This window comes from Saccharospirillum sp. MSK14-1 (assembly GCF_003054965.1).
GTDB lineage: Bacteria > Pseudomonadota > Gammaproteobacteria > Pseudomonadales > Natronospirillaceae > Saccharospirillum.
The window spans coordinates 213,167-240,143 of sequence record NZ_MIES01000033.1; the positions used below are offsets into that span (position 1 = coordinate 213,167).

Here is a 26,977-nt window from a genome sequence, read left to right on the forward strand (position 1 = left end):
ATAACAACTTGCCGACGCTTAACGCGGCGGCAAGTTGTTGAAGGTTGGCGTGACCCAGTTGGCGTCATCTTGCACATCCGCCGGTTCATCAGCCGGATAGAAACCGACCAAGCCCTGTCCATGCTCGTTGTAATCGCGAGCCATGCCATCACCGACCTGATGCAATACCAGGCGGCGACTGCCTTCTGCAATAAACTGCGATTCAAAGAAACGGACAAAGCCATCCAGGCTGATGGTGTCTACTTCGCCGGCCAGGCGTTGGCCGGTATTGAAGTTGGGATTGCCGTCGATGATGGCGTTCCAGTAGCGCTGGCTAAGATCGTACAAGTTATCCGCCGGTGCCGTCAGACTGGTTTCCAGGCCTTGTTTGAAACTTCGGAATTCCGCTTCGCTCATACTGCGCAATCGCTGTGAAAAACGCGTCATAAAACGATCAGAGTAGAGTTGCAGTAAGGCTGGGTCGGTTGTCGGTGATTGGATATAGACCACTAACCCAGGCCAGTCATGGACTGAGTGCGCGCGGGCAAAGACCACGTAACCGAGCTGTTCCTGAGTGCGCAATTCGGTGAAGTAGGGCGTGTTGAGCACTTGGCCGGTGAGCGCGTAGAGTGCGCGTTCACGCAAGCTGCTGTTGTTGCCCTGGTAGTAACCGAGTAACGCTGAGTCATTATGGTCGATCGACATTTCATGGCGGTAGCGACGACTCGCCAGCGCCGCGATTTGCGATCTAACCTCGGGCGCCTCGGCGGTCGGTGGCAGCATCAGTCGCGCTCGGTCGGCCAGGTTGATGGCGGCGTCCTGGGTTAGGTTACCGTGGATTAACAAGGTCAGGCGGTGATTGCTTAGCCAACGGTCGCGCAATTCATTCAGGTCCGCCGGTGTGACCTCTTCCAGTGCTGCCAGCAGTTCATCCGGCGTCTGAGAATCCTGAATTAAAAACTGGCTAAGGCGACGGTACATCTGGTTCACGACCGGGTCTTCGTCGGCATTGCGCAGGCGTCGCGCCAGATCCTCTTTGAGTCGTGCAAAACGGTCCGGATCGATGCTGTGCTCGGCCAGCTCCACCAAAATGGTATCGAACAAGGTGGGCAGCGGTTCACTGTAGCCATACAGGCGCAAGTGCATGCCGCGACTGTTGGTCGATAACCCATAGCCGGAACCAGCCAGGCCAGCGGCATACCGGAATTCGCTCAGAGCGTCGTCAACCAGGTCCAGATAAAGCCGCGTCATGACTCGGTCACGCGCGCTGGCTCGGGTTTCCGGTGTTTCGATCAGCATGGACATGTCCAGTTTCGGTGTGCGGAACTGGTCATCCTGCTCGAACCAAAGCTCGTAGCCCGGAGCGGTGCTGACAATTTGTGGTTGGTTGCTGTAGAGGGTGCTGCTGGGCGCGGCCAGCGGCAATACATCCAGATCGTCCGGAATAAACGGATTGGCGTCCGGCAATGACAGCGCGCCACTGGTCCCGGGGTTGCGCCATTGCGCCAGGGTGTTGCCGGACAGTGGTGTCAGGCTGTAAGGCGTGTCATACCAGCGACTGCGGACGTTGTCGCCGGCTTCGGGGTGCATCAGCACGACCAGAGCGTTGTCCGGTGACAGATAGTCGAGCCAGTTGTGGATGGTGTCGTCGTCGAAATCGGTAAACCGATAGGGGCCACGCAGCACTTCATCGGGAGGGTACACCGATAACCGTTCGGCCAGTCGCTGAACGGTGGCGGCCGGATTGACTTTCTCGGCAAACTCGAAATTGACCTCGTTAATATCCGCCAGTTCATCGTAGCGCCACTCTTCCAGACCTTGGTCCGCGATCAACTGCAAATATTCAAACGCCAAGCCAGCCACATCCTGCCAGTTCTCCAGGCCGGATTGAGTAAGCTGGATGCTCAGGCTGAACTGATGCGTGCTGGCGGTGGTATCACCACTGTGAGCGCTGAGCGCTTCAGCCCAGCCTCGTGATTTAAGTTGCGACAACAGGCTGCCGCTGGTTTCCTGGCCCAGCAAATAGGCGATGAATTCGCCCGGCTTGGTGTCCAGTTCGTCCAGGTTGCCCGGCACGGGAAACCGCAACTGCAACAAGCGACTTTCACGGCGCGGCTGCACTTCGACCAAAAATGGCAGGTCGGCGTCTTCGAAAAAGGGCTGATCGAAAACCGGTGCTTCGGAATCGACCGAACGAACACCGGCGAAGCGTTCATCCACCCAGGCTTTTAGCGTGGTGACGTCTTGCGGGCCGTAGACCGTTAAGGTCATGCGCTCGGCAACATAGTGCTGGCGATAGAAGCGCATCAGCTGGTCGCGCAAGTCCGCGATATCCAGGGTGTCTTCGTTGCCAATGGCCAGACGTGAGGCGGGATGATCCCGCAAATAGAGTTCGCTGAGCGCATCCTGAAGACGACGGCTGTCGTTTTGCAGGCTGGCCGTAAACTCGGAATTCACGGCTTGGATCTCGCGCTCAACGTAGTCGGCATCAAACAACGGCGCGATGAAGAACTGCGCGAAACGATCCAGTGCGGGCTGCAGCTGTTCGGCATCGATGTCGAAGTAATAGAGCGTGTTCTCGGAAGCCGTATAGGCATTGTTACGGCCACCACCTTGCTCGATAAAGCGATGGTAGCTGTCAACTTCCGGGTATTTTTCCGTGCCCAGAAAGAGCACGTGTTCCAGCAAGTGTGCCAGACCAGGGACCTCGGGCGGATTGCTCCAGGAACCGACGCTCACGTTCAAAGCGGCAGCGGCTTGTTCGCTGTCGGTGTCAGACACCAGCAACACCTTTAAGCCGTTACTGAGTTCATAGCTTTGAAAATGACGGGTCTCAAAATCGCTGACCGCGATATTGGACGGGTTCTGCTGGGCGATCACCTGGCTGTACCAAAGGCCGACGCCGGCTACAACGGCCACCAAAACGACCGCTATGGCCAATCGAACGCCTCGCTTCATACTGTGCTCCTGGCTGGGCTGACAAGGCGCCGATTGTAACGGTCTACCCCGGCCCTGTCATGACAAGGTGTCTGCGCGTGTGACCGGCGTGGTTCTGGCGTTGTTATAAAGTCGCATCGCCCCTATAAAGAGGGCAATTGAATCAGCATTGAGGCAGTCATGAGCCAACAAGCGAGCAACGTCATTACCGTCACGGAGCAGAACTTTCAGCAGGTAATGGTGGAAGAGTCCCAACAAAGGCTGGTGGTTATGGATTTCTGGGCCGACTGGTGCGCGCCCTGCAAAGCCCTGATGCCAATCCTGGAAAAGCTGGCCGGTGAATACCCCAATCAACTGTTGTTGGCGAAGGTCAATGCGGACGAGCAACCCAACATCGTGGCGCAGTTCGGTGTACGCAGCCTGCCGACGGTGGCGTTTATCCAGAACGGTCAGCCCGTGGATGCCTTTATGGGCGCTGAGCCGGAATCGGCGATTCGTCAGCGCCTGGAAAAGTATTTGCCCAAGCCCTGGGATGAGTTACTGCAACAGGCTGCGGAATTTCAGGCGGCGGGTAATCCGGCCCAGGCGTTGCCGTTGGTGCAGGAAGCGTATCGGTTGAGCGGCGAAGACACCGAAATTGCTTTTATGCTGGCCAGCGTTTATATCGATCTGAAGCGCGGCAGCGAAGCCGAAACCATTCTCGACGCCATGACCATGCAGCAGCAGACCGAGCCGCACTATAAAGAGCTGCGCTCGCGCCTGAAGCTTTTGGCTGAAGCGGCAGAAACGCCGGAAATTCAGGAGCTGCAGCAACGTCTGGAGTCGAACCCGGACGATCTGGAAGTGGCGTACGAACTGTCGGTGCAGTACAGCCAGGCTGGCCGCAGCGAAGAAGCACTGGAAACCCTGATCGGCGTGCTCACCAAAGACCGCAACTTCCGCGATGGCGGCGCCCGTAAAACGTTCCTCGATATACTGAACGGCCTGCCCAAAGGCGACCCGCTGGCTGCTCGCTACCAGCGCAAATTATTCACGCTGCTCTATTAACCAAAAAAGGCACCCGAGGGTGCCTTTTTTAGTGCGTGTCTTTGTTCAGCGCTTTTTCAAAACCAAACTGCCAATCGAATAGCCGGCGCCAAACGAACAAATCACACCGACATCGCCAGACTGCAAATCTTCATGGTGCAAATTAAAGGCGATGATGGAACCGGCGGAAGCGGTGTTGGCGTAACGGTCCAATACGATCGGCGCGACGTCGTTGCTGGCGACTTCGCCGAGCAAGCGCTTGGTGATCAACTGGTTCATATTGATGTTGGCCTGGTGCAGCCACCAACGTTTAACGTCGGTTACCGCAATGCCGACCTGATCCACTTGCTGTTCCAGATGGTCGGCGGCCATTGGGCAGACCTCTTTGAAAACCTTGCGGCCTTCCTGATGAAACAGCTTGTCTGGACCGAACGGATCGCTCTCATAAGCGTGCGAGATATAACCGAAGTTGGAGCGAATGTTGTTCGAGAAAACGGTCTTGGCTTGGGTGCCAAGAATATCGTAAACGTGGTCGCCTTCGGCTTGATCGCCGCGTTCGACCACCATGGCGGTGGCGACATCGCCGAAAATAAAATGGCTGTCGCGATCGCGATAATTCACCTGGGGTGAGGTCAGTTCCGGGTTGATCACCAGAACGGCTCCCGCGCTGCCGGCACGGACCATTTCATTCGCGCGATGCAGCGCGAAGGTGGCCGCTGAACAGGCCACCAACATGTCAAAGCCGAACCCGTCGATACCTAAGGCGTTTTGAACCTCGATAGCGATGGCCGGATAAGCGCGAGCGGTGTAAGCACAGCTGACGATCACCGCGTCAATCTGTGAGCCCTCTCGTTTGGCTGCCGCCAGCGCTTTGCGTGCCGCATTAATGGCCATTTCGGCCTGATGGCTGAGCTCATCATCACTGCGTTCAGCCAAGCGTGGACGCATCCGATCGGCTTCCAGAATGCCGTCTTTTTCAAAAACATAACGCTGGCGGATGCCACTGGCTTTTTCGATGAATTCAGCGGAGGAGGTCGCCACGGCAGACAGCTCGCCAGCTTCAATTTCGGCCTGATGCGTCTGGTTGTAGTCATCGGCGTAGCGGTTGAGCACGTCGACCAGTTCTTCGTTGGTCAGCACATGTTCGGGAGTCCACAGACCAGCGCCACTGATAACGACTTCTTCGGTCGGGCGGTATGTCGGCATGGCGATGATTCCTTGTTCTTTTGATGAGAGTTCGAGCGGGTCAATAAGGGCGGCAGTGTAGCACGCACCATAGCCAGGGTCAGGCATTGGAAATGAGCGTTCCGCTGCGACGGTTGACTTAAAAAATAAATAGTGATCTAAGTTTTTCGTTCGGCCGTTACTGGCGGTTTTAGGCGGCTACAGCTTGATAATTTGCTAACAATTGAGTAATAATCTTTAAGGACTAAAATTTAGACAACTAATTAATTGGGGCGATTGAACGGTTAATGAGCGTGTTTCACTCGCGGCTGATTCAGCATGCAAGTCGTGAGCGAAACCCGTTCAAAGCCGCTTTCGCTGAAGGGGTAAAATGTCGATCAAATTGGAAGTACGGCATCTCTATAAGGTGTTCGGAGGCGATGCTGAGCCGGCCTTCGAACGGCTCAACCAGGGTTTAAATAAGACGGACATTTTCGAACAGACGGGCCTGACCGTCGGTGTTCAAGACGCCAATCTGGAAGTGCACGAAGGTGAGATTTTCGTGGTGATGGGGTTGTCTGGTTCCGGCAAATCGACGCTGGTACGCCTGCTTAACCGTCTGATCGAACCCACTCGAGGCCAGGTGCTGATTGACGGCGAAGACGTCGCCGCGATGAGCGAAGCCAAGTTGCGCGAGGTTCGGCGCAGCAAAATCAGTATGGTGTTTCAATCCTTTGCTTTGATGCCGCACCTGAGTGTGCTGGATAACACGGCCTTTGGCTTAGAGTTGGCCGGTGTTGATCAGGCGGCTCGACATCAAGCCGCGCGTGATGCACTGGCGCAAGTCGGTTTAGAGGCCAATGCGGACAGCTATCCGGATGAATTGTCCGGCGGTATGCAGCAGCGCGTTGGGTTGGCCCGGGCGCTGGCGTCAAACCCCGACATCATGTTGATGGACGAGGCTTTCTCCGCACTGGACCCGCTGATTCGTACCGAAATGCAGGATGAATTGCTCAAACTGCAGAGCGAGCATCAACGGACCGTGGTGTTTATTTCTCACGATCTGGACGAAGCCATGCGCATTGGTGACCGCATTGCCATTATGCAAGGCGGTGAAGTGGTTCAGGTCGGCACTCCGGATGAAATCTTGCACAACCCCGCCAACGACTATGTGTCATCTTTCTTCCGGGGTGTGAACGTTGGCAATGTGTTTTCCGCCAAAGACATCGCTCGCAAAAGCCAAACCACGCTGATCAAAAAAGAAAGCAGCAGTGGTCTGCGCGCCAGTCTGAAACGCTTGCAGGATAACGATCGTGATTTTGGTTACGTCGTGGATAAACAAAATCGCTACCTCGGCACCGTATCCATCGACTCGCTGAAAACTCAGGTAGAACAGGACAGCACCCTCGAAGCGGCGTTTGTGGCTGAGGTTCCCGTGGTCGAAGCGGCCACGTCCATCAGTGATATTTTGACCATCGTGGCTCAGTCGCCGTGCGCCGTGCCGGTTGTCGATGAGCAACAGCAATATCTGGGATCGGTCAGCCGGGCCACCTTGCTGGAAACTCTGGATCGGGAGAATGAAGCATGACCGCGAGTAACCCTTGGGCGACCAGCCAACCGGAACAAGAAACCAGCAACGAAGCGGCCGCGAATCCGTGGGGCACCCCCTCCGATGCAGACACCGCCAGCAGTCTTTCTTCCGCTGGTCAGCTGGATGAAGTCAGTTGGGATTTTTGGCGTCCGTTTCAGAGTGAATGGTTTCCGTTGCAGGATTGGGTAGAAACTGCCATCGACTGGATTGTCTCGAATTTCCGCCCGGTGTTTTCCGTGCTCAAACAGCCGGTGGATACCATTCTGTCGTTTTTTGATGCGGTACTGAATGGGGTGCCACCCTTCATCATGATCGCGCTGGTGGCATTGCTGGCGTGGCAGGCCTCCGGGCGTAAACTGGCGTTCGGTTCCATTGTCAGTCTGACCTTGGTCGGTGCCATCGGGGCCTGGTCCGAAGCCATGACTACCTTAGCGCTGGTGCTCACCGCTGTGTTCTTTTGCATGGCCATTGGCATTCCCACGGGTATCTGGATGTCGCGCAGTGACAAGGTCGCGCGCGCGGTCCGGCCCGTGCTCGATACCATGCAGACCACACCCGCCTTCGTCTATCTGGTGCCTATTGTCATGCTGTTCGGCATTGGCAATGTGCCCGGTGTGATTGTGACTATTATTTTCGCGGTGGCACCGGTGATTCGCCTGACCAATCTGGGCATTCGTCAGGTACCGGAAGATTTGATTGAAGCGGCGAATTCCTTTGGCGCCAGTAAGCCGCAGTTGCTCTACAAAGTGCAGCTGCCACTGGCGATGCCAACCATCATGGCGGGCGTAAACCAGACATTGATGCTGAGTCTGTCGATGGTGGTGATTGCATCGATGATTGCCGTGGGCGGTCTCGGTCTGATGGTGTTGCGTGGTATTGGCCGCCTCGACATTGGCCTGGCCACGGTGGGTGGTATTGGCATTGTGCTGTTGGCCATCATCCTCGATCGCATGACGCAGGCGTTGGGGCGTGATGCCCGGGCTCGTGGCACGCGTCACTGGTATCAGACCGGCCCGGTCGGTCTGGTGCGCAAATTGATTTTACCGCGGCGCGGTGACTGAACAGTCGCCACGTCATTTTTTAGAGACATCACTGTTTCACTGAAACATCCGAACCGATTAGGAGAGGATTATGTACGCTAAGAAAGTCCTGGGCGTTTCCGCCTTGTCACTCACGCTGGGCCTGACGGCTCATGCTGAATCCATGCCTGGCGAAGGGGTTACCGTGCAACCGGTGCAAAGCACCATTGCCGAGGAAACCTTCCAGACTGTTGTGATCAACGAAGCGCTGCGCGAACTGGGCTACAACGTTGAAGACATTCAGGAGCTGGATTACAGCGCCGGCTATACCGCCATTGCCAATGGCGATGCCACCTTTATGGCGGTGAACTGGTACCCGCTGCACAACGGCATGTATGAGAATGCGGGCGGCGATGATGTCTTCTACCGTGAAGGCAACTACATCACCGGTGCCGCTCAGGGTTACCTGATTGATAAAGCGACCGCGGAAGAATACGGCATCGATAACCTGGCTGATTTCGCCGACCCGGAAATTGCGTCCCTGTTCGACACCGATGGCGACGGCACGGCCGATCTGACCGGCTGTAATGCTGGCTGGGGTTGTGAAGGTGTGATTGAGCATCAACTGGATGAGTTCGAGTTGCGCGACACCATCGATCACAACCAGGGCCAGTACGCGGCACTGATCGCCGATACCATCACCCGCTACAACGATGGTGAGTCCATTTTCTACTACACCTGGACGCCGTATTGGGTGTCGGGTGTGTTGGTGCCGGGTGAAGACGTGGTCTGGCTGGAAGTCCCGTACTCCGCCAACCCGAACGGCTCTGACACCGCACTGTCCGATGGCACCAACTATGGCTTTGAAGTGAACAGCGAGCGCATTGTCGCCAACCAGGAATGGGCCGACGAGAACCCCGCGGCGGCAAAACTGTTCGAAATTGCTAAATTGCCGATCAATGCGGTGAGCGCTGAAAACGGTCTGATTGCCGATGGCGAAGACTCACAGCGTGAAATCCGTCAGCACGCGCTGAACTGGATTTCAGCCAACCAGGCCACCTTCGATAGCTGGCTGGAGCAAGCTCGCGCTGCCGCGCAGTAAAGCTCAACAACTGATCGATTGATTTCAATCGATATCCACCAGCCGCATGCTCAGGTGTGCGGCTTTTTTATGGATAGTGGCCAGGGTTCGCGGTTTTCAGATCAAGCGGTTATGCTGCGCGCTTTGGTGATTAGTGGATGCGTTGCCGATGCAATTTTATTTCTCATTAACCTTTGCATTGCCCGAGGGTGAAACCTTAAGCGCAGAGGCGCTTCAGGCGAAGTTGGCGTCGCTGCCACTGACGCTGGAACCGGTTAGCGGAAACATCGAATCGTTTACGGCCCATTTCAGCCCCGAGGGCGATAACGTCACCGTTGAGCTGGAAAAAGCGCGTCAAGAGGTGGAAAACACCTTGGTGGGTGCTCAATTAACCGGCATGGACCTGGTGGAAACACCGTCGCACTAAAGGCCGTCGTCAGCGCTGGCCGATCATGGCCAGGCTTTCTTCGGCAAAACCGGTACCGGCTTCGGTATAGAAGTTGAAGACTTTGTCGATGCCCGCATCCATCAACAGCAACCGCTCATCTTCATAACGGGCGATAGCGGCTAATTGGCCGTTAAAATTGGCGCGTTTCAATTGGTTGGTCACATTACGGCTGTCGTCGATGGACGGTAAGGCCAGCAGAATCAGTTTCACCGACGATAAGTCGAGATGTTCCCACAGATCGGCGTCTTCGCCATCGCCGACAAAGGCTTTCATGCCTTCGTCCGTCATGCGTTGAATGCGTGATGGATCGGCATCCATCCCCCAGACGTTTTTACCCATTAACTGATGCAGCGCGCGATAGGCGCCTGTGCCCACTCGGCCCAGTCCGACCACCAGGATTTGTGCATCCTTCGGTTGAGTCAGTACATCCTCGGGCAAACGTTGGCTGCGTTCAAAACGGGTGAGTCGGGTTTTGTTGTGCGAATAGAGCGCGTGCGCCCGCGGATATAACAAGCTGGTGACGATAAATGAGAAGGTGACAGTCAGTGCCAGAATGACCAGCCATTGCGCGGGCAGCCAATCCAGATCGACGGCCAGGTCGGCAACAATTAAGCCGAACTCGCTGTAGTTAGCCAGCGCCAAGGCGCCCAACCAAGCAGTACGACCACGCAATCGCATGGCCAGCAACAAGCCGTAAAACAACAAAAATTTCAGCGGCAATAACAGCGTTAAACCCAGCGCGATACCCACCATGCCAAGCGTCGGCAGGGCGGTAAAGCCAATCGATAAAAAGAAACCGATTAAGAACAAATCTTTGAAGCCTAATAAGGCTTTTGACAGCTCAGTCGCTTTGCTGCTGTGGCTCAGTAACATACCGGCAATTAACGCACCGAGGTCGCCTTTAACACCGACTAAGGCGAATAATTCGTAGCCGCCCAGGGCGAGAAAAAAACCGGTCAGTGGCAATAATTCGCCATGGCCAGCCGAGTCGAGCAGGCGGTTGAGTAACGGTCGAATAAACGGCAGAGCGAGCAGGGCGATCGCCCAGTAAGACGGCATTTTGCCGGTGGCAAAAACCAGGAACAGCACGGCAACAACGTCCTGCATGACCAGCACGCCAATGGCAAGACGCCCGTGGCGAGTACGCATCTCACCGCTTTCTTCGAGTAATTTGACGATACAAACGGTGCTGCTGAACCCAAAGGCAAAGGCCAATAAAGCAGCGGTATTGAATGACAGTCCGGCGAAATACGGCAGTGCAACGCTCGCCAGAGTCAGCAGAACACCGACACACAGAACACACCACAAGCCCAGTTCACTGAGCGTTCCCGCCCAGACTTCACGGCGCAGCAGGTCACTGATTTTCAGTTTAAGGCCGATGGTGAACAGCATCAGAGTGATGCCCAGGTCAGCCAGGGTTTCCAACCCTTCGCCGGGGGTGACGCCTAAAAAATGCAGCCCGAATCCGGCCAGTAAATACCCGACCAGCGGCGGCAAGCCCAGCGACTTAACCGCCAGACCAAAAACAAAGGCAACACAAAGCAGCAGAAAATCCATAGCGGAAAGTCGTTCGGGTTCCGATTTAGCTTAGCACAGCGTTCAGTGTGCCTCACCCGAATCAGTGGCCAAAAAAACCGCCCGGAGGCGGTTTTGGTGAACGTCTGCAATCAGACTTTATTGACCAGTTGTTGCACGCTGTCTTTGGCATCGCCGAACAGCATGGCGCTGTTGTCGCGATAAAACAGCGGGTTGGTTACGCCTGCATAGCCGGTCGCCATGGAGCGCTTAAGGATGACGACTTGCTTGGCTTTCCAGACTTCCAGCACCGGCATGCCAGCAATGGGAGAACCGGGTTTTTCCTTGGCATCGGGATTGACGATGTCGTTGGCGCCGATGACTAATACCACATCGGTGTCGGGGAAATCATCGTTGATCTCGTCCATCTCCAGCACGATGTCATACGGCACATTGGCTTCGGCCAAGAGCACATTCATGTGGCCGGGCAGACGACCAGCGACCGGATGAATGGCAAAGCGCACGGTCTTGCCTTGCTTGCGCAACTTATCGGTTAAGTCAGCGACCGCCTGTTGGGCGTGAGCGACGGCCATACCAAAGCCCGGTGCAATCACCACCGATTCGGCGTTCTTTAACCAGTCGGCCACGTCGTCATGATTGGCGCTGCTGGCTTCGCCGTACTCAGTGTCATCGTCGCTCGCGGTGGCATTGCCAAAGCCGCCCAGAATGACGCTGAGAAACGCGCGGTTCATCGCTTTGCACATGATGTAACTGAGAATGGCACCGGACGAACCGACCAAGGCGCCGGTGATGATCAGCAAATCGTTGCCGAGCATGAAACCGGTCGCTGCTGCTGCCCAACCCGAGTAGGAGTTGAGCATGGAAATGACCACCGGCATATCGGCGCCACCGATGGCAGCCACCAAGTGAGCACCGAGCAGCAGGGCAATAACCGTCATAGCGATCAGCAGGTTCAGATCGCCGGGGCCGTGCCCATCGGGTGCAAAGATCACTAACATGACCAGCGATGCCAGAATCGCCAAGGCATTCAGACCGTTGCGCAGCGGCAATGTGAGCGGCTTGCTGGAAATAATGCCCTGCAATTTGCCGAAGGCGACCCACGAACCGGTGAGCGTTACTGCCCCGATAAAGATGCCCAGATAGAGCTCGATGTTGTGAATGATGCGCTCGGTACCGTCCAGGTGATTGCGCGGGTCGAGATAACCGCCCCAGCCGATCATCACCGCGGCTAACCCCACAAAGGAATGCAGCAGCGCAACCAGCTGTGGCATGGACGTCATTTCAACGCGATGCGCCAGCCACAAACCGATCACTGCGCCAATCACCATCGCTGTTGCCAGCAACGCATAGGCCTCAACCGCGGCCGAAGCGACGGTGGCGACAATGGCGATCAGCATACCGGTCATGCCATAGACATTGCCGCGTCGGGCGGTTTCCTGAGAGCTCAAACCACTGAGCGAGAGAATGAAAAACACACCGGCCAACAAATAGGCCATGGATAAGACAGCGTTCATTCCTGACCCTCCCGGCGAAACATATTCAGCATGCGACGAGTGACATAAAAGCCACCGGCGATGTTGATGGAGGTCACCAGAATGCCGATGGCGGCGAGCACGGTGACGAGGGTCGAGCCACTACCGGATACCTGCAACAGTGAGCCGATAATGATGATCGAGGAGATCGCATTGGTGACACTCATCAGTGGCGTATGCAGCGAATGGCTGACGTTCCAGATGACTTGCCAGCCGACAAAAACCGCCAGCACAAAGACCGTAAAGTGACCGATAAAATCGGCCGGTGCGACGGCACCCAGCCCCAATAACAAAGCACCCGCGATTAACCAGTAAAGGGCGATCGGCTGCGCGCGTTTGGTGGCCGTTGTTGTTTCCGGTGTGGGCTCTGTGGTTTTGGGTTCGGCTTTGGGAACGGCCGAAATTTGTGGCGGTGGTGCGGGCCAAATCACCTTGCCCTGATGCACGACGGTGCAACCACGGGTGATGTCATCTTCTAAATCGAAGGTCAGCTCACCGTCTTTATTCGGGCACAGATGCTCAAATAAACGCAGCACGTTATTGGACAATAACTGGCTCGCCTGGGTGGCTGCCCGCGCCGCTAAGTTGGTGAAACCAATGATCTTAACGTCGTGCTGTTCGACGATCTCATCGGTTAGGGTGCATTCGCAGTTGCCACCGTTCGGTGCGGCCAGATCGACCACCACGCTGCCCGGTGCCATGGCTTTGACCATCTCTTCGGTGATCAGCTTGGGCGCCGGTTTGCCGGGAATCAGCGCTGTGGTGATGATGATATCGACCTCTTTGGCCTGCTCCATAAAGAGCGCCATTTCAGCGTCGATAAAGGCTTGCGACATCTCTTTGGCATAGCCGCCGCTGCCGGAACCGTCTTCTTCCAACTCGACCGTGAGAAACTGGCCGCCCATGGATTCGACTTGTTCTTTCACTTCTTTGCGCGTATCGAAAGCGCGCACCACAGCGCCCAGACTTTTAGCCGCGCCGATGGCGGCCAGACCGGCCACGCCAGCGCCAATGATCAGCACTTTAGCCGGGGGGATTTTACCGGCGGCGGTGATCTGGCCAGTAAAGAAGCGACCAAACTGGTTGGCCGCTTCGATCACCGCACGGTAGCCGGCGATGTTGGCCATCGAGCTGAGCACATCCATTTTCTGAGCGCGGGAAATACGCGGAATGGCATCCAGTGACACGGCATTGGCGCCGCGATCAGCAAAGGTGTTCAGTGTGGTTTCGTTTTGCGCTGGCGCGAGAAAGGAAATCCAGGTTTTGTTGTTGCCCAGTGCGTCCAATTCACTGCCATTGAGCGCTGGGTGCTGAGGTTGTGGTCCGTTGATCTTGACCAAAACATCGGCCTGATCATAGAGCGCAGCAACGTCGTCGGTGATGTCGGCACCGGCTTCAGCGTAACGCTCATCGGAAAATTGCGCGGCCGCACCTGCATCGGATTCGATGCGTACAGTAAAGCCCAGTTCAATCAGTTTTCGGGTGGTGTCCGGCGTCACGGCTATCCGGGTTTCTCCGGGTAGACGATCGCGCGGCACAGCGATAGTCAGAGGCATGCTTACTCCCGTTTATTGTCATCAGTTGACGGTCGGTAGTCGATGTTGTTGTGGTTATTTTTATCGTTGGCCGGCTGATTTTTATTGATATGTGCCAGCTTTCTCTCAGTAAGCATCGCTTATAGTGACGGTTGCGCCGGGTCAGTTCAACAAAGCTCATTCATAAAGTTGCCCACTTTGGCCATTCCACTAAAGTCTAAACTGCGCTGAAACGCCCGTCTGGTTTGAGAAATCGCCAAGTCGGGGTTATTCTTTGCGAGCGAGTCACAAGCCCCTGGAAGCCAGATAACAAGAGTGAAGACAACGGCTTCAGCTCAGTTTCAAACGGGATGTTTCCATCAGTTGGATTCCGGCAGACCCCGGCTGTTCAAGTAAACCTTGAGCAACATCGGTTGGTCGGCGCTTGTCGTCTGGCAACTATGCACATTGGATACAACGAAAACTAAAAACGCCAAGAAACTGACCTCGGCCATTGCGCCGGGCTGAATCAGTCTCTGTCCCTAGCAGGAGAGTCAAACATGAAAAGACGTGACGTCATCAAAAAGGGTCTGATGGGTGCCGGTGGTGTAGCCGCTGCAACCAGCCTGTCAGCACCGGCTATCGCTGAAGAACGCATCACCTGGCGCATGGTTACGACCTGGCCGCGCAATTTCCCCGGTTTGGGTGTGGGCGCTCAGCGTCTGGCCGATCGCATCACCGAAATGTCCGGTGGTCGTCTGACGGTCGAAGTGTATGCCGCGGGCGAACTGGTTCCGGCCCTGGGTGCGTTCGATGCCGTTATCGAAGGCTCTGCAGAAATGAGCCACGGTGCTGCGTATTACTGGCAGAACAAGAGCCGCGCAACTTCTTTCTTTACCGGTGTGCCTTACGGCATGACCTCGCGTGAACTGTCTGCCTGGATTCGTTACATGGGTGGCCAGGAAATCTGGGACGAAGTGTATGACCAGTTTGGCGTGAAAGGTTTCATGTCAGGCGATACCGGTACGCAGGCCGGTGGTTGGTTCCGCAACGAACTGAACAGCCTGGATGACATCGATGGTGTGCGTTTCCGTACGCCGGGCCTGGGTGGTCAGGTCTGGGAGCGTCTGGGCGCGACCGTCGTCAACATGGCCGGTGGTGAAATCTATCAGGCGCTGCAATCCGGTGCTTTGGATGCTGCTGAATTCGTCGGTCCCTACAATGACCTGGCGCTGGGCTTCTATCAGGTTGCCAAAAACTACTACATGCCGTCGTTCGTTGAACCAGGTTTGGCCACCGAAGCGGTGGTTAACAAATCCAAGTTTGCTGAGCTGCCTGCCGATCTGCAGAAGATCGTCGAGTATGCCTGCCAGGCGGAATACGATCAGGTGGCGTCCGATTTCTACGCTAACGATCCGATTGCGCTGCAAACCCTGGTTAACCAGCACGGTGTGCAAGTGCGTTACTTCCCGGAAGACATCCTGCGTGCCGGTGCTGAGGCCGCGAAGGATATCCTCGGTGAGCTGCGTGACAGCAACGATGCACTGACCAAGAAAACGGCTGACAGCTATTTTGAATCGTTGGCCATCTTGCGGACCCGTACCGAGCAAGTCGACGGTCGTTTCTTGCAAGCACGCGAGCAGTTCTTCCAGCCCTAAGCAGTACTGGAAAACGGCAATAAAAAAACCGGCCCTTGAGCCGGTTTTTTTGTGTCTGCCATCACTTAACTGTAGAGCAGATTCGGCAGCCAGGTGACGATGCCGGGGAACAGAACCAGTGTGGCGATGACCGCTAACTGCATCAGCACGAACGGCACGGCACCGCGATAGATGTCGGTGGTTTTGACCGTCTTCGGAGCCACACCGCGCAGATAGAACAGCGCAAAACCGAACGGCGGTGTCAGGAAGCTGGTTTGCAGATTGACCGCAACAATGACACCGAGCCAGACCGGGTCGACACCCATCATCAGCAGAATGGGCGCAGTAATCGGCAGCACCATAAAAATGATTTCGAAGGTGTCGAGAATAAAACCGAGCAGGAACATCAGCAGCATCACAAAGATGATGGCGCCGTATTTACCGCCGGGCAGGGCGTTAAGGAAATCGTGTACCAGATCGTCACCACCCATCATGCGGAACACCAGTGAGAAAACGGTGGCGCCGATCAGGATGATAAAAATCATTGCCGTGGTATTGGCGGTGGCGTACATCACTTCGCGCAGATTGCGATAAGTCAGCTTGCGATGGAAAGCCGCCAGTATCATAGCGCCAACGGCACCCACGGAGGCGGATTCGGTCGCGGTGGCAATACCACCAAGAATGGAACCCAGCACCGCAATGATCAGCAACAGGGGTGGCACCAAGGTGGTGATGACATCACGGCCCAGGCGCGCGCGATCTTCTTCACTGGTTTCCAGCGCCGGGCAGGATTCCGGATCGGTGATGGCCTTGAAAATCATATAGCCGATAAAGACAGCCACCAGCAGCAAGCCCGGTACAAAGGCACCCGCAAACAGGTCACCGACCGATACCGGTTTGGGCGCAAAGTTACCCAGCGACATCTGCACTTGAGCGTTGATGCCCGCCAGCATATCGCCCATAAATATCAGCACGGTTGACGGTGGAATGATCTGCCCCAGCGTTCCTGAGGCCGTGATCACGCCCGTTGCCAGCGGGGTGTTGTAACCCGCCTTCATCATGGCCGGCAGCGACAGTAAGCCCATGGTGACCACGGTGGCACCGATGATGCCGGTGGAAGCCGCGAGTAAGGCGCCAACCACAATGACTGAAATTCCCAGTCCGCCACGCAGATTGCCGAACAAGCGGCCCATGGTAATCAGCAGACCCTGAGCGATGCCGGAGCGTTCGAGCATCATGCCCATAAAGATAAATAACGGCACAGCCACCAGCACTTCGTTGAGCATGATGCCCATGTATCTCGGTGCCAGACTCGACAGGTTCGATAAATCTAAAGCACCAAAGGCGTGTGCAATGGCGGCAAAAATTAACGAGGTACCCGCCAGCGAAAACGCCACCGGAAAGCCAAACATCAGGACACCGATGATGGTGAAAAACATGATCAGGGCGAGGATTTCGCCGATGAGTGAAGCGTCCATCAGGCGTGCTCCTCGTAACGATAATCTTCAGGAACCAGGTCTTCGCGTTGGTTCAGAACCAGAATGCTGCGGCCGAGCATGGCCAGGCCTTGCAGCGCTATCACCAGCGCAAAGACCAGAATAAAACTCTTCATCACGAACAGGCCGGGCATGCCGCCGTAGTTGGATGAGCCTTCCCAGAAACTCCAGGAGCGCAATACGTAAGGCGTGGCGTAGTGAAGGATGGTGTAGATGAATGGCGCGATAAAAATCAGCGCACCGCCGATATCGACCCAGGCGCGGCGTCGTTTCGGCGCAGTGCGGTAAAACACATCGACGCGCACATGACCTTCGCGCAGCAAGGTGTAGCCGGCAATGCCCATAAACATGGCGCCATTGAGCCAGACATAGAGATCCTGCATCCAGACGAAGCCGATGGAAAAGGCATAGCGCAGTACGACGACGGTGAAGCAGACCAGCACGATAGCCAGCGTAAACCAGGAGAACACTTGCCCCAGCAAGCGATTAAGATGGCACAGCGACCTGACCATCGAGGCTAGGTATTTCATCGGGGATCCTTCAATATCCATTCGGGCGAACCAGAGGGGTTGGCCCCAAGCGTCATTCGTTATCGTTGTTGGGACCGGGCCAACGCGCGGTAGTCTACTTTATGACGGGCGATTGAGACCAGCCTGTAAGCTACACAATACAGCGATAAAGTGCTTTTTTACGGCTGAGCCGATTGCATTCGAAGACACCTTTGGATAGCTCAGGCCAATCAGCCATTCACCATTGATTGAAAGAAGGGGACTCAGGCGTGTCGCAAAGCGTCAGTGAACACAGTTCGAGCAGTCGTATGGATGAGGATGCCATAGGTTGGATGTACGACAAGATCACCGGAGAGGAAGATGCTCGCGTTTGCAAAGACATCCCTGATTCCGCCTGTCGTCATCAACCGCGCAACTTCTTCGGTTATCTGGCCGGTAACACCTTCAGTAAAATTGCCGATGAATTGAGCAGTGCCCGGCTGATTCTGCCCTGGCTGTTTGCGGCATTGGGCGCGCCCATGGCGTTGGTTGGTTTCCTGGTGCCCATTCGTGAAGCTGGGGTGTTGATGCCGCAGTTGCTGGTGGCCGCTTTGGTCCGCAGTCGTCCAAAGCGCAAAGGCGTTTGGATGCTCGGTGCTGTGCTCTCTGCCGGTGCCTTAGTGGCCATGGCGGTGGTAGCGCTCATGCTGGAGGGGGTTGCAGCGGGTGTGTGTCTGCTGGTGCTGTTGGTGGTCTACAGCGTGGCCCGCGGCTTGTGTTCGGTGGCTGCCAAGGACGTCTTGGGAAAAACCGTTTCTAAAACCCGCCGTGGCACCTTAATGGGATACAGCTCCGGTGTGTCGGGCGTGTTGGTGTTCGGGCTCGGCCTTGGCTTGATGGCCTGGCCGGAGTTGAAGCAGAACGCCGCTTTACTCGGCGTTTTTTTAGCGATCGCGGCGATGTGTTGGGGCGCTGGCTTGCTCGGGTTTGCGTGGATTCGCGAACAAGCCGGTTCGACCGAGGGCGGTGGTAATGCCTTTTCCGTTGCGCTTTCACAACTGACGTTGTTGCGCAGTGATCTATCATTTCGACGCTTTGTCTGGGCGCGGGCTCTGCTGCTCAGTCTGGCGTTGGCGCCGCCTTACTATGTGGTTTTAGTGCAGCAACAGGGCGGCAGCTGGTTGGGGCTGGGTGTATTGCTGATGCTCAGCGGCTTGGCCGCCAGCTGCAGTGGACCGCTTTGGGGACGATTGAGTGACCGCTCCAGTCGCTGGGTGATGGCCTTGGCGGCAAGTGGTTCGGCGGCGGCAGGTTTGGCGGTGTGGCTGAGCACGCAGTTCTTTGGACCTGAGGCCGTTTCACCGCTGCTGGTGGCGTCACTCTACTTTTTGGTGATGGTCTGTCATGGTGGCGTGCGCTTGGGTCGCAAGGCCTATCTGGTCGACCTGGCCAATGCCGATAATCGCGCGGCCTACGTTGCCGTCAGCAATACCCTGATCGGCGGTTTAATGCTGCTGGCGGGCTCTGTTGGCGTCTTGGGTGATCTGTGGGGGCCGGCAACGGTTCTGGGGGTTCTGGGGGCTGTGGCGATTTTGGCGGTGATTCAGGTGTTGCGCTTACCCGAAGTTGAATAAAGTTGAATAGAAGTGGGATAACTGAAGGTCGTGCCGGGCGAGAATGCCCGGCTGGGCTGGTATTACAACAGGTGAGGATTCATCCGTTTGTAGTCACGCAGGGATTTGCGCGCGAGTTCGACCTTGTTGTAGAGACGCATCCGTTCGGTTTTGTCACCGCTGCCGTTGGGGTTTTCCTGTACAAACTGACGTTTGGCGTCTTCGGCATCGACGATGGCTTGTTCAAGCTCTTGCAACTTCTGATCCATATTTTCCCTCATTAAACCCGTCGGACTGGCGCTAACCCGGTCGAAAAGAACGAGTCGACGTCAATTCGTGGCACCTTGCCATTACGAACTGAAACGAAGATTAGTTCAGTGCGCCTGTTCGCGCTATGACCGGTCCAGTGACCAGGATATCGGCGCTAAGCCGTTGTCTGACTGGCATCCCTGTAAACTGCAATTGAGCCTTACCTTGGTGCGTCGGCCTTTAAAGAGTTCCCTGCATGGGCTCGACGGTAGTGGCCTGATGGGCCGCTATCCTTTTCCATTAATCAGTAACATGACACGCTATTGAATCTAGTTTTGTGAGCCAATTCAAACTTTTAGGCGAGTCTAACAGTGGTAGAGTTTGATGAAGAGGCCCAAGCAGGGTCTTCAGCAAACCGGCGATCACCGTTTTACACAATGTGGTGTATCAAAATGGCATTGCAAGGTATTGGTAGCGCTATAAGCGCAATACAGCCGGATAACCCGCCAGCTGTAGTGCTGCCGTTACGCTAAAATCGGTTGTTAACTGGGATGATGTCTTGTTTTTAGAACGCAGCGACCCAAGCCTTGGCTCCCAGCCAAGACCGTACCCTTTGGGTTTGTTTTCCGAGGAGAGTGGAATGTCCCGTTCGTTATTAACCGCACTACCAGCGCAATTGCAGTCTCTGCGTGAGCAGGGCTTGTACAAATCTGAGCGCATTATTCAATCGCCACAGTCTGCGTCTGTCGGCTTGAGCCAGGGCTCGGTAATCAATCTTTGCGCCAATAATTATCTCGGGCTGGCGGATGACAAGCGTTTAATTGACGCGGCCAAAACAGGGCTCGATGACTATGGCTATGGCGCTGCCTCGGTCCGGTTCATCTGCGGCACGCTGCAAGTTCATAAAGACCTGGAAGCACGCATCAGCGATTTTCTGGGCATGGAAGACACCATCCTGTATTCGAGCTGCTTCGATGCCAATACCGGTTTGTTTGAAACGCTGCTTGATGGCGACGATGCCATCATTTCCGACGCCCTCAACCACGCGTCAATCATCGATGGTGTCCGGCTGTGTAAGGCGCAGCGGTATCGTTACGCCAATAACGATATGGCGGAGTTAGAACGGTGCCTGCAGCAAAGTCAGGACGCGCGCTATCGGCTGATCGTGACCGATGGTGTGTTTTCGATGGACGGCGTGATCGCCAATTTGCCGGCCATTTGCGATCTGGCGGAAAAATACGATGCGCTGGTGATGGTTGATGACAGTCATGCGGTGGGTTTTATGGGCGAAGGCGGTCGTGGTACCCCCGAATACCACGGCGTGATGGATCGCGTCGACATCATTACCGGAACGTTGGGCAAAGCGCTGGGTGGCGCCAGCGGCGGGTACACCAGCGCCGCTAAACCGATCGTCGACTGGTTGCGTCAGCGCTCACGGCCTTATTTGTTCTCCAATTCGCTGGCCCCGAGTATTGCCGCGGCCAGCTTGCAGGCACTGGATTTGATTGCCGAGGGTAATGCTTTGCGTCAGCAGCTGTGGGACAACACGACCTACTTCCGCGACTGTCTCAGCCAGGCCGGTTTTACACTCAGTGGCGGTGATCATCCGATTATTCCGGTTATGGTCGGCGATGCGGCCTTAGCGGGCCGGATGGCTGAATTACTGCTTGAACGCGGCATCTATGTTGTTGGTTTCAGCTACCCTGTGGTGCCACAAGGTCAGGCGCGTATTCGTACCCAAATGAGCGCGGGCCTCAACCGTGAACAACTCGAACAGGCGGTATTGGCCTTTATTGAAGTCGGCCGTGAACTGGAGATCATTGCATGAAGGCGTTGGCCAAACTGAAACCCGAAACCGGTATCTGGATGACCGATGTTGCCGAACCGGATGTCGGTCATAACGACCTGCTGATCAAGATTCGTCAGACCGCCATCTGCGGAACCGATGTGCACATCTATAACTGGGACCGCTGGTCGCAACAGACAGTGCCGCTCGGTCTGGTGACCGGTCATGAATACGTCGGTGAAGTGGTTGGCATGGGTCAGGAAGTGACCGGTTTTGCTGTTGGTGATCGCGTCAGTGGCGAAGGCCATATCACCTGCGGTTATTGCCGTAACTGCCGGGCCGGTCGTCGGCATCTGTGTCGCAATACCCAGGGTGTGGGTGTTAACCGCGCCGGTGCTTTTGCTGAATATCTGGTGATTCCGGCGTTCAATGCGTTCAAGTTGCCCGATGAAGTCAGTGACGAAATGGCCGCCATTTTCGATCCGTTCGGCAATGCCGTGCACACCGCCTTAAGTTTTAATCTGGTCGGAGAAGATGTGCTGATCACCGGCGCCGGACCCATCGGGATGATGGCGGCCGCGGTCGCCAAACACGCCGGTGCGCGCCATGTGGTGGTGACTGATGTGAACGATTACCGTCTCGATCTGGCGAAAAAAATGGGCGCCAGTCGGGTGGTCAATGTGGCTCAGGAATCGCTGACCGATGTGGTCAACAGTCTGCATATGACCGAAGGGTTTGACGTCGGTCTGGAGATGTCCGGCGTGCCGTCGGCGTTTCGGTCCATGCTCGATGCGATGAACCACGGTGGCAAAATTGCCATGCTCGGTATTCCGCCGGATGACATGGCCATCGACTGGAGCAAGATCATTTTTAAAGGCTTGGAAGTGAAGGGCATCTATGGCCGGGAAATGTTTGAAACCTGGTACAAGATGGCGAGCCTGATTCAATCCGGTCTGGATCTGTCACCGATGATTACCCATCGTTTTAAAGTCGATGATTTTGAAGCCGGCTTTGAAACCATGCGCTCCGGTCACTCGGGCAAGGTGTTGTTGGACTGGACGGCATGAGCACGGCTTTTCTTAATGCCCTGGCGAGTTACTTTGTTGTTATCGACCCCATCGGTACGGCACTGATCTTCTATTCGCTGACCGTGGGTCGGCCGTTTGCATCGCGCTTGAAAACGCTGACCAAAGCAACCGCCATTGCCGCCAGTATCATTTTGTTGTTTGCCTGGGCCGGTGAAGCACTGCTTACGACGCTGGGCATCAGCATGGATGCGCTGCGTGTGGCCGGGGGGATTTTGCTGTTCAACACCGCCTTTCGCATGATCACCTCAGCCCCGGTGCCGGACAAACCAACCGAACGCCCTTTGGGCGATATCAGCGTCTATCCGCTGGCCATTCCCTTAATGTCCGGGCCGGGCACATTGACGTTGACGGTGCTGCTGATGGCAGATGCTGAAGGTTTGAGCGGCCAGGGTGTTGTGATCGCAGCGGCCATGCTGGTGTTGGCGGTGACCATGGCGGGCGCTTTGATGGCGACGCAGATCCGCCGCCTGGTCGGTAAAACCGGCGACGACATCATTCAGCGTTTGTTGGGCGTGATCCTGGCGGCGTTAGCGATTCAGTTTGTCGCCAATGGGATTAACGGTTTGTTCTAACGGTTATAGATCGGTACCGATCGACAGCAAAGGACCGATGCCATGCTGATAACCAAAACCCGCCGTCAGAGAACCGAAGTTATAGAGGACACCGGCGCCGGGAATCAGTTCGGCGTCGGCGGTTTGACCGGAACAGTAGCGTTTGTGGGACGCATTGCTTTCCACCACATCGCAGTTATTCCACACCAATACCCCTAAGGAGGCGTAGATGGCAATGCGGTCGTTAGGGGCATAGCCTTTCAAGACGGAAATATAAAACGGCCAGCCGGTTTGGATATCGCTCTCAATTAAGGTGTTTTGGGAGGTAGCCGGCGGTTCATAAATGATATCCCCGCGATACTCGGAGTGCCCTACAACACCGAGTTCCGCTCCCCAGCTGTTGGCCATAAAGCCAATACCAAAGTAGGGCGCATCAAAGTAGCCCTGATGACCGCCATAACTGCCCCACAAATAATCGTCTTTGGCCGCCGCCTGACTGGTGACCACCACCAACATCAACAGCCATCCGAGTTGTTTGTACATCGGTCCATACTCCAGGGTTATCGGAATCGCGCCTACCTTGGCATTGCCAAGCTGAACAGAGCATGACTGCGCCTGGATCTGGATTCTTACACACTTTGCCAAACCCGACTAACCCGGTTGCCATAGCCTGATTGTTAGGCTGGGATAGCCTTATTAAATAAACTAAAATATTTATTTAATTGATTGGCGGAGTATCATAAGGCCCGTCAGCCAAACCCTAGAACGACAGAGGAAATCATAATGAGCTTTACGCTTCCCGAACTGCCTTATGCCAAGAACGACCTGGAACCGCACATTTCCCAGGAAACACTGGAATACCACCACGGCAAACACCACAACACCTACGTCACCAAGCTGAACGGCATGGTGCCGGGCACCGAATTCGAAGGCAAAAGCCTCGAAGACATCATCAAGTCAGCTTCTGGTGGCATGTTTAACAACGCCGCTCAAATCTGGAACCACACCTTCTACTGGCACTGCCTGAGCCCGAACGGCGGTGGCGCTCCAACGGGCGCGGTTGCGGATGCCATCAACGGCAAATGGGGTTCCTTCGACGCCTTCCAGAAAGAATTCGACGAAAAAGCCGCCGGCAACTTCGGTTCAGGCTGGACCTGGCTGGTGAAAAACTCCGACGGCTCTGTTGAAATCGTCAACACCGACGACGCCGCAACCCCAATGACCAGCGGTCAAACTGCGCTGCTGACGGTCGACGTTTGGGAACACGCCTACTACATCGACTACCGCAACTCTCGCCCGGATTACCTGGCGGCTTTCTGGAAGCTGGTGAACTGGGAATTTGCGAACGAAAACTTCGCCAAGTAACGACGAAGTTTTGCTGGACGCTGGACGCCAGTTAGGCACGACAGACTGGCTTCAGCGTCTCCCGTTCCGGGGGGGGGGGCGTAGCACCCAAGCGTCTCGCTGTTCCTGAAGCAAGCAAGTGTCTCCCAGCCTCTCAAGCCCCTCATCAACGAAAGGACCACTCCCAATGACTCGCGTTGGTATTGTCTATTTTTCGCCTGGAAAAACGTTGCAGCAACTGGCAATGGCGTTAGCCGACGGCGTGAATGCTGTGGCTGATAGCGAAGCAGTACGATTGCCCATTGAAGGTCGTCACATCATTGAGGGGCGTTATCAGAACCCGGCGTTGTTAGAGCAATTGGATCAGGTTGATGCCATCGCCTTTGGCTCGCCGACCTACATGGGTGGTCCTGCGGCGCAATTTAAGGCCTTTGCTGACGCAACCTCGGGGCCGCGCTACACCGAACAGCTTTGGTCGGGAAAAGCGGCGGCAGGGTTTACCGTGGGGGGCAGTGAAAACGGTGATCAGTCAGCCACCTTGGGTTATTTCAATATTCTGGCCAGTCAGCTGGGGTTGGTATGGGTGAATCTGGATATGGCCAGTCAGTACAACCCGGCCGGTTTGAATCGCCTGGGTTCTCAGCAAGGTGTGGTGGCTCAGTCCGATCAAGGCCGTTTGCATCGAGATGATTTGGCAACGGCCTATTATCTGGGCCAGCGTTTAGCGACCGTGGCTCAGCGACTGCAACCGCTGCAAAAAAATGCAGCGCCTGCGGATCATGAGCCTACGGCCGCGGCGATCTCTTAACTCGCCGGTAGCGCCTGTTGTGTGCGGAAGAAGGCCATGACAGCGCGTAAATGCTCGGCTTGCTCGCTTAATTCATCGGCCGAACTGGTCAGATTTTCAGCCGAATCGGCGTTGGATTGAGTGATCGAACTCATCTGTTCCATGGCGGAGTTGATTTGCCGGGTGGCGCTCGATTGCTCACCGGAAGCCACCGACACTTCGCGCACCAGTTCAAAGGTTTTCTGAATCGTCGGTACGATGTCTGAGAACAATTGCCCGGCGGTTTCTGAAAGCTCGACACTGTGTTTTGCGGCCTGACCAATCTCCTGTGATGCCCCTTGGCTTTGCTCGGCCAGTCGCCGGACTTCGGCAGCAACCACGGCAAACCCGCGGCCATGATTCCCGGCTTTGGTGGCTTCGACGGTGGCGTTTAATGCCAACAAATTTGTCTGGTAAGCAATGTTATCGATGATGCCGATTTTCTCGGCAATCTTTTTCATCGCGGCAATGGTTCGTTCCACGGCTTCGCTGCCTTTCTCCGCCTCCACGGTTAACTGTTGAGCAATGGATTCGGTGGTCTGAGCGTTCTTCGCATTCTTGTCGATGGACGCTGACATCTCTTCAATGGACGCAGTTGTTTCTTCGACATTCGCTGCCTGATCTAACGTTGACTGACTTAAACGGCGTGACGTGCCATTCAGGCTCGATGCCGCAGTGCCCAGTTTGGCGGCCGACAGTAAAACTTCCTGAATGGTTGTGTTTAATTGCGCCAGGGTGGCGTTAATGGAGGTTTGCAGATCTTTGATCCGGCCTCGGTAGGAATTGCTTTGCAATGTCTGAGTCAGGTCGCCTTTTTCCAATGCCTGCATCATCACGGTGATTTCATCGATGGGCTCGGCAAAGGCATTCATCACACTGTTCAAACCGGCGACGATTTTGCGGAAGTCGCCCTGGTGGACAGCCTCGTCAGCACGGATGTTGAGCTCACCTTCAACGGCGGCATCCACCAGTTTATTGGTGTCTTCAATCAAGGCTTTGATGTTGCTGCGAACTTTTTCAATGGTGGTATTGATGAACACTTTTTGGCCCGGGAACGGGGCTAAGGGTGTATCCATTTTCCCAGCCCCGAAGGCTTCGATGCAGTTGAGCGCGGTGCGCTGATCAATGATGTGGCCTTGCACCATCTGATTCAGACTTTCCGCCATGGTGCGGTAAGCGCCACCGAATTTTTTGGCATCAATGACCACATCAATTTCGCCTTCAGCGTGGGCCTTGGACATGCGATTCATTTCGGCAATTAATTCATTAATGCAACTGCGTACGACCTGAAGGGCGGCCAGGATGCTGGAGTCGTCACCGTCTTTTACATCGATGGGAATGTCGAGATTACCCTCGGCAATTTGCCGTGAAATATGAGCTGCGGTTTTTGGCTCGCCACCCAGTTCAGACAAGATGCTGCGACTGATACGCACTGACAGGAATAGCGCACAGAGCACCATGATCAGGCTGAGTGTGAGCATGATGGCCAGTGACAGGTAATAACTGGATTGGGCATTGGCGGTTTCGTGTTGCAGCAAGATCGTTAATTCATTGCCCACTTCATCAATAACGTCGCGCATGGTATTGAACTGAGCATCGACTTCATCAAGGCTTCGCGCACTTAAACGGGATCGAGCCAGTGGCGATGAGGCTGATTCCAAAGCGTCGACCAACGCATTGGAACTGGATTGCCATTCGGCTTCCAACGCCAGGTATTGTTCGACCAACTGATTGGAAATATCCGTTCTGACCAGCGAGGCATAGCGCAAAACCCGGTCATGCGCCTGTTGAATATTTTCAGCATGAGCTTGGCGCTGGTGTTCGAAAGCTTCGCTGCCGGGTTCAAGTACCAGCATGCTGCGTTCAGCGACCAGCGCTTGTTGCAGGTCTCGGTCGGCGTTCAATAAGAACCCTTGTGCCGGGGCATGCTCATTGGAAATACGGCTGACTTGGTCGTTAAAACGCCAGATAATTAAAGTACTCAGTGCAACGATCAAGATGAGTCCAGCGATTAAAATACCAAAGCCAATGTTCAAACGAGTACGAGTTTTGAGGTTATCAAACATACGTTA

At 55.4% G+C, this 26,977-nt stretch carries 22 protein-coding genes; 12 read left to right on the forward strand and 10 right to left on the reverse strand.

Annotated elements, in window-relative coordinates:
- Nucleotides 1–18: 18 nt before the first annotated feature.
- Complete coding sequence (locus BGP77_RS09940; protein WP_108164588.1) at nt 19–2,937, reverse strand: insulinase family protein; 2,919 nt, start codon at nt 2,935–2,937, stop codon at nt 19–21.
- Nucleotides 2,938–3,096: 159 nt separating this feature from the next.
- On the opposite strand from BGP77_RS09940, the gene trxA reads away from it, so the two are divergent.
- A complete protein-coding gene (gene trxA / locus BGP77_RS09945; protein ID WP_108164589.1) occupies nt 3,097–3,963 on the forward strand; it encodes a thioredoxin in 867 nt (288 codons plus the stop codon).
- A gap of 45 nt (nt 3,964–4,008) precedes the next feature.
- Here the strand turns inward: trxA and BGP77_RS09950 are convergent, their stop codons facing one another.
- The gene (locus BGP77_RS09950; RefSeq protein WP_108164590.1) at nt 4,009–5,148 is read right to left on the reverse strand and encodes a beta-ketoacyl-ACP synthase III; all 1,140 of its coding nucleotides are present in this window, start codon (nt 5,146–5,148) and stop codon (nt 4,009–4,011) included.
- Nucleotides 5,149–5,497: 349 nt separating this feature from the next.
- Here BGP77_RS09950 and proV point away from each other — a divergent pair, with 349 nt between their 5' ends.
- The 4 genes from proV (at nt 5,498) to BGP77_RS09970 (ending at nt 9,224) form a co-directional block, all read left to right on the forward strand.
- Nucleotides 5,498–6,694, forward strand: a complete 1,197-nt coding sequence (proV, locus tag BGP77_RS09955) for a glycine betaine/L-proline ABC transporter ATP-binding protein ProV (protein ID WP_108164591.1) — start codon at nt 5,498–5,500, stop codon at nt 6,692–6,694.
- Nucleotides 6,691–7,758 (forward strand): glycine betaine/L-proline ABC transporter permease ProW, encoded by a 1,068-nt coding sequence (gene proW, locus BGP77_RS09960; RefSeq protein ID WP_108164592.1) that lies wholly within the window; start codon nt 6,691–6,693, stop codon nt 7,756–7,758. The genes proV and proW overlap by 4 nt, the downstream gene beginning before the upstream one ends.
- A 70-nt stretch (nt 7,759–7,828) precedes the next feature.
- Nucleotides 7,829–8,818, forward strand: a complete 990-nt coding sequence (gene proX / locus BGP77_RS09965; protein ID WP_108164593.1) for a glycine betaine/L-proline ABC transporter substrate-binding protein ProX — start codon at nt 7,829–7,831, stop codon at nt 8,816–8,818.
- A gap of 148 nt (nt 8,819–8,966) precedes the next feature.
- Nucleotides 8,967–9,224: a hypothetical protein gene (locus BGP77_RS09970; protein WP_108164594.1), complete on the forward strand. Its 258-nt coding sequence runs from the start codon at nt 8,967–8,969 to the stop codon at nt 9,222–9,224.
- A gap of 9 nt (nt 9,225–9,233) precedes the next feature.
- Here the strand turns inward: BGP77_RS09970 and BGP77_RS09975 are convergent, their stop codons facing one another.
- The 3 genes from BGP77_RS09975 to BGP77_RS09985 all read right to left on the reverse strand — a co-directional run bounded on the left by BGP77_RS09975 (nt 9,234) and on the right by BGP77_RS09985 (nt 13,863).
- Nucleotides 9,234–10,802: a cation:proton antiporter family protein gene (locus BGP77_RS09975; RefSeq protein WP_108164595.1), complete on the reverse strand. Its 1,569-nt coding sequence runs from the start codon at nt 10,800–10,802 to the stop codon at nt 9,234–9,236.
- A gap of 110 nt (nt 10,803–10,912) precedes the next feature.
- Nucleotides 10,913–12,295, reverse strand: a complete 1,383-nt coding sequence (gene pntB / locus BGP77_RS09980; protein ID WP_108164596.1) for a Re/Si-specific NAD(P)(+) transhydrogenase subunit beta — start codon at nt 12,293–12,295, stop codon at nt 10,913–10,915.
- The gene (locus tag BGP77_RS09985) at nt 12,292–13,863 is read right to left on the reverse strand and encodes a Re/Si-specific NAD(P)(+) transhydrogenase subunit alpha (RefSeq protein WP_199224304.1); all 1,572 of its coding nucleotides are present in this window, start codon (nt 13,861–13,863) and stop codon (nt 12,292–12,294) included. Before BGP77_RS09985 ends, pntB begins: the two co-directional genes overlap by 4 nt.
- 524 nt (nt 13,864–14,387) lie before the next feature.
- Here BGP77_RS09985 and BGP77_RS09990 point away from each other — a divergent pair.
- The gene (locus BGP77_RS09990) at nt 14,388–15,485 is read left to right on the forward strand and encodes a TRAP transporter substrate-binding protein (RefSeq protein WP_108164598.1); all 1,098 of its coding nucleotides are present in this window, start codon (nt 14,388–14,390) and stop codon (nt 15,483–15,485) included.
- Nucleotides 15,486–15,550: 65 nt separating this feature from the next.
- Here the strand turns inward: BGP77_RS09990 and BGP77_RS09995 are convergent, their stop codons facing one another.
- Both BGP77_RS09995 and BGP77_RS10000 read right to left on the reverse strand, forming a co-directional pair.
- Nucleotides 15,551–16,942 carry a TRAP transporter large permease subunit gene (locus BGP77_RS09995; RefSeq protein ID WP_108164599.1) on the reverse strand — a complete coding sequence of 464 codons (1,392 nt, stop codon included), beginning with the start codon at nt 16,940–16,942 and terminating at the stop codon, nt 15,551–15,553.
- Nucleotides 16,942–17,490, reverse strand: a complete 549-nt coding sequence (locus BGP77_RS10000; protein WP_108164600.1) for a TRAP transporter small permease subunit — start codon at nt 17,488–17,490, stop codon at nt 16,942–16,944. Before BGP77_RS10000 ends, BGP77_RS09995 begins: the two co-directional genes overlap by 1 nt.
- Nucleotides 17,491–17,738: 248 nt before the next feature.
- Between BGP77_RS10000 and BGP77_RS10005 the strand changes: the two genes are divergently transcribed.
- Nucleotides 17,739–19,082, forward strand: coding sequence for an MFS transporter (locus tag BGP77_RS10005; protein ID WP_233252338.1), 1,344 nt, complete (start codon nt 17,739–17,741; stop codon nt 19,080–19,082).
- 62 nt (nt 19,083–19,144) lie between these two features.
- Here BGP77_RS10005 and BGP77_RS10010 read toward each other — a convergent pair whose 3' ends face one another.
- On the reverse strand, nt 19,145–19,330 hold the full coding sequence (locus tag BGP77_RS10010; RefSeq protein ID WP_108164602.1) for a hypothetical protein: 186 nt from the start codon (nt 19,328–19,330) through the stop codon (nt 19,145–19,147).
- Nucleotides 19,331–19,950: 620 nt separating this feature from the next.
- Between BGP77_RS10010 and BGP77_RS10015 the strand changes: the two genes are divergently transcribed.
- Genes BGP77_RS10015 through BGP77_RS10025 form a run of 3 tightly spaced genes read left to right on the forward strand, consistent with a single transcriptional unit; the run spans nt 19,951 to nt 22,756 of the window.
- Entirely contained in the window at nt 19,951–21,138 is a 1,188-nt protein-coding gene (locus BGP77_RS10015) for a glycine C-acetyltransferase (protein WP_108164603.1), read from the forward strand.
- Nucleotides 21,135–22,163, forward strand: coding sequence for an L-threonine 3-dehydrogenase (gene tdh / locus BGP77_RS10020; protein ID WP_108164604.1), 1,029 nt, complete (start codon nt 21,135–21,137; stop codon nt 22,161–22,163). Before BGP77_RS10015 ends, tdh begins: the two co-directional genes overlap by 4 nt.
- Nucleotides 22,160–22,756 (forward strand): MarC family protein, encoded by a 597-nt coding sequence (locus BGP77_RS10025; protein WP_108164605.1) that lies wholly within the window; start codon nt 22,160–22,162, stop codon nt 22,754–22,756. The genes tdh and BGP77_RS10025 overlap by 4 nt, the downstream gene beginning before the upstream one ends.
- A 3-nt stretch (nt 22,757–22,759) precedes the next feature.
- Here BGP77_RS10025 and BGP77_RS10030 read toward each other — a convergent pair whose 3' ends face one another.
- Nucleotides 22,760–23,278, reverse strand: coding sequence for a hypothetical protein (locus BGP77_RS10030; protein ID WP_108164606.1), 519 nt, complete (start codon nt 23,276–23,278; stop codon nt 22,760–22,762).
- Between the two features lie 240 nt (nt 23,279–23,518).
- On the opposite strand from BGP77_RS10030, the gene BGP77_RS10035 reads away from it, so the two are divergent.
- Both BGP77_RS10035 and BGP77_RS10040 read left to right on the forward strand, forming a co-directional pair.
- Complete coding sequence (locus tag BGP77_RS10035) at nt 23,519–24,100, forward strand: superoxide dismutase (protein WP_108164607.1); 582 nt, start codon at nt 23,519–23,521, stop codon at nt 24,098–24,100.
- A 166-nt stretch (nt 24,101–24,266) separates the two neighbouring features.
- Complete coding sequence (locus BGP77_RS10040; protein ID WP_108164608.1) at nt 24,267–24,887, forward strand: flavodoxin family protein; 621 nt, start codon at nt 24,267–24,269, stop codon at nt 24,885–24,887.
- Here the strand turns inward: BGP77_RS10040 and BGP77_RS10045 are convergent.
- Nucleotides 24,884–26,971: a methyl-accepting chemotaxis protein gene (locus BGP77_RS10045; protein ID WP_108164609.1), complete on the reverse strand. Its 2,088-nt coding sequence runs from the start codon at nt 26,969–26,971 to the stop codon at nt 24,884–24,886. The genes BGP77_RS10040 and BGP77_RS10045 overlap by 4 nt on opposite strands.
- Between the last annotated feature and the right edge of the window lie 6 nt (nt 26,972–26,977).

Excerpts from the sequence above, each read along its gene's own strand:
- BGP77_RS10025 (WP_108164605.1), top strand. The coding sequence starts at position 22,160 with ATGAGCACGGCTTTTCTTAATGCCCTGGCGAGTTACTTTGTTGTTATC.
- BGP77_RS10035 (WP_108164607.1), top strand. The coding sequence starts at position 23,519 with ATGAGCTTTACGCTTCCCGAACTGCCTTATGCCAAGAACGACCTGGAA.
- BGP77_RS09970 (WP_108164594.1), top strand. The coding sequence starts at position 8,967 with ATGCAATTTTATTTCTCATTAACCTTTGCATTGCCCGAGGGTGAAACC.
- BGP77_RS10045 (WP_108164609.1), bottom strand. The coding sequence starts at position 26,971 with ATGTTTGATAACCTCAAAACTCGTACTCGTTTGAACATTGGCTTTGGT.
- proW (WP_108164592.1), top strand. The coding sequence starts at position 6,691 with ATGACCGCGAGTAACCCTTGGGCGACCAGCCAACCGGAACAAGAAACC.
- BGP77_RS09940 (WP_108164588.1), bottom strand. The coding sequence starts at position 2,937 with ATGAAGCGAGGCGTTCGATTGGCCATAGCGGTCGTTTTGGTGGCCGTT.
- tdh (WP_108164604.1), top strand. The coding sequence starts at position 21,135 with ATGAAGGCGTTGGCCAAACTGAAACCCGAAACCGGTATCTGGATGACC.
- trxA (WP_108164589.1), top strand. The coding sequence starts at position 3,097 with ATGAGCCAACAAGCGAGCAACGTCATTACCGTCACGGAGCAGAACTTT.
- BGP77_RS10030 (WP_108164606.1), bottom strand. The coding sequence starts at position 23,278 with ATGTACAAACAACTCGGATGGCTGTTGATGTTGGTGGTGGTCACCAGT.
- BGP77_RS10010 (WP_108164602.1), bottom strand. The coding sequence starts at position 19,330 with ATGGATCAGAAGTTGCAAGAGCTTGAACAAGCCATCGTCGATGCCGAA.
- BGP77_RS10015 (WP_108164603.1), top strand. The coding sequence starts at position 19,951 with ATGTCCCGTTCGTTATTAACCGCACTACCAGCGCAATTGCAGTCTCTG.
- BGP77_RS09975 (WP_108164595.1), bottom strand. The coding sequence starts at position 10,802 with ATGGATTTTCTGCTGCTTTGTGTTGCCTTTGTTTTTGGTCTGGCGGTT.
- proV (WP_108164591.1), top strand. The coding sequence starts at position 5,498 with ATGTCGATCAAATTGGAAGTACGGCATCTCTATAAGGTGTTCGGAGGC.
- BGP77_RS09950 (WP_108164590.1), bottom strand. The coding sequence starts at position 5,148 with ATGCCGACATACCGCCCGACCGAAGAAGTCGTTATCAGTGGCGCTGGT.
- BGP77_RS10040 (WP_108164608.1), top strand. The coding sequence starts at position 24,267 with ATGACTCGCGTTGGTATTGTCTATTTTTCGCCTGGAAAAACGTTGCAG.
- BGP77_RS09995 (WP_108164599.1), bottom strand. The coding sequence starts at position 16,942 with ATGGACGCTTCACTCATCGGCGAAATCCTCGCCCTGATCATGTTTTTC.
- BGP77_RS10000 (WP_108164600.1), bottom strand. The coding sequence starts at position 17,490 with ATGAAATACCTAGCCTCGATGGTCAGGTCGCTGTGCCATCTTAATCGC.
- proX (WP_108164593.1), top strand. The coding sequence starts at position 7,829 with ATGTACGCTAAGAAAGTCCTGGGCGTTTCCGCCTTGTCACTCACGCTG.
- pntB (WP_108164596.1), bottom strand. The coding sequence starts at position 12,295 with ATGAACGCTGTCTTATCCATGGCCTATTTGTTGGCCGGTGTGTTTTTC.
- BGP77_RS09990 (WP_108164598.1), top strand. The coding sequence starts at position 14,388 with ATGAAAAGACGTGACGTCATCAAAAAGGGTCTGATGGGTGCCGGTGGT.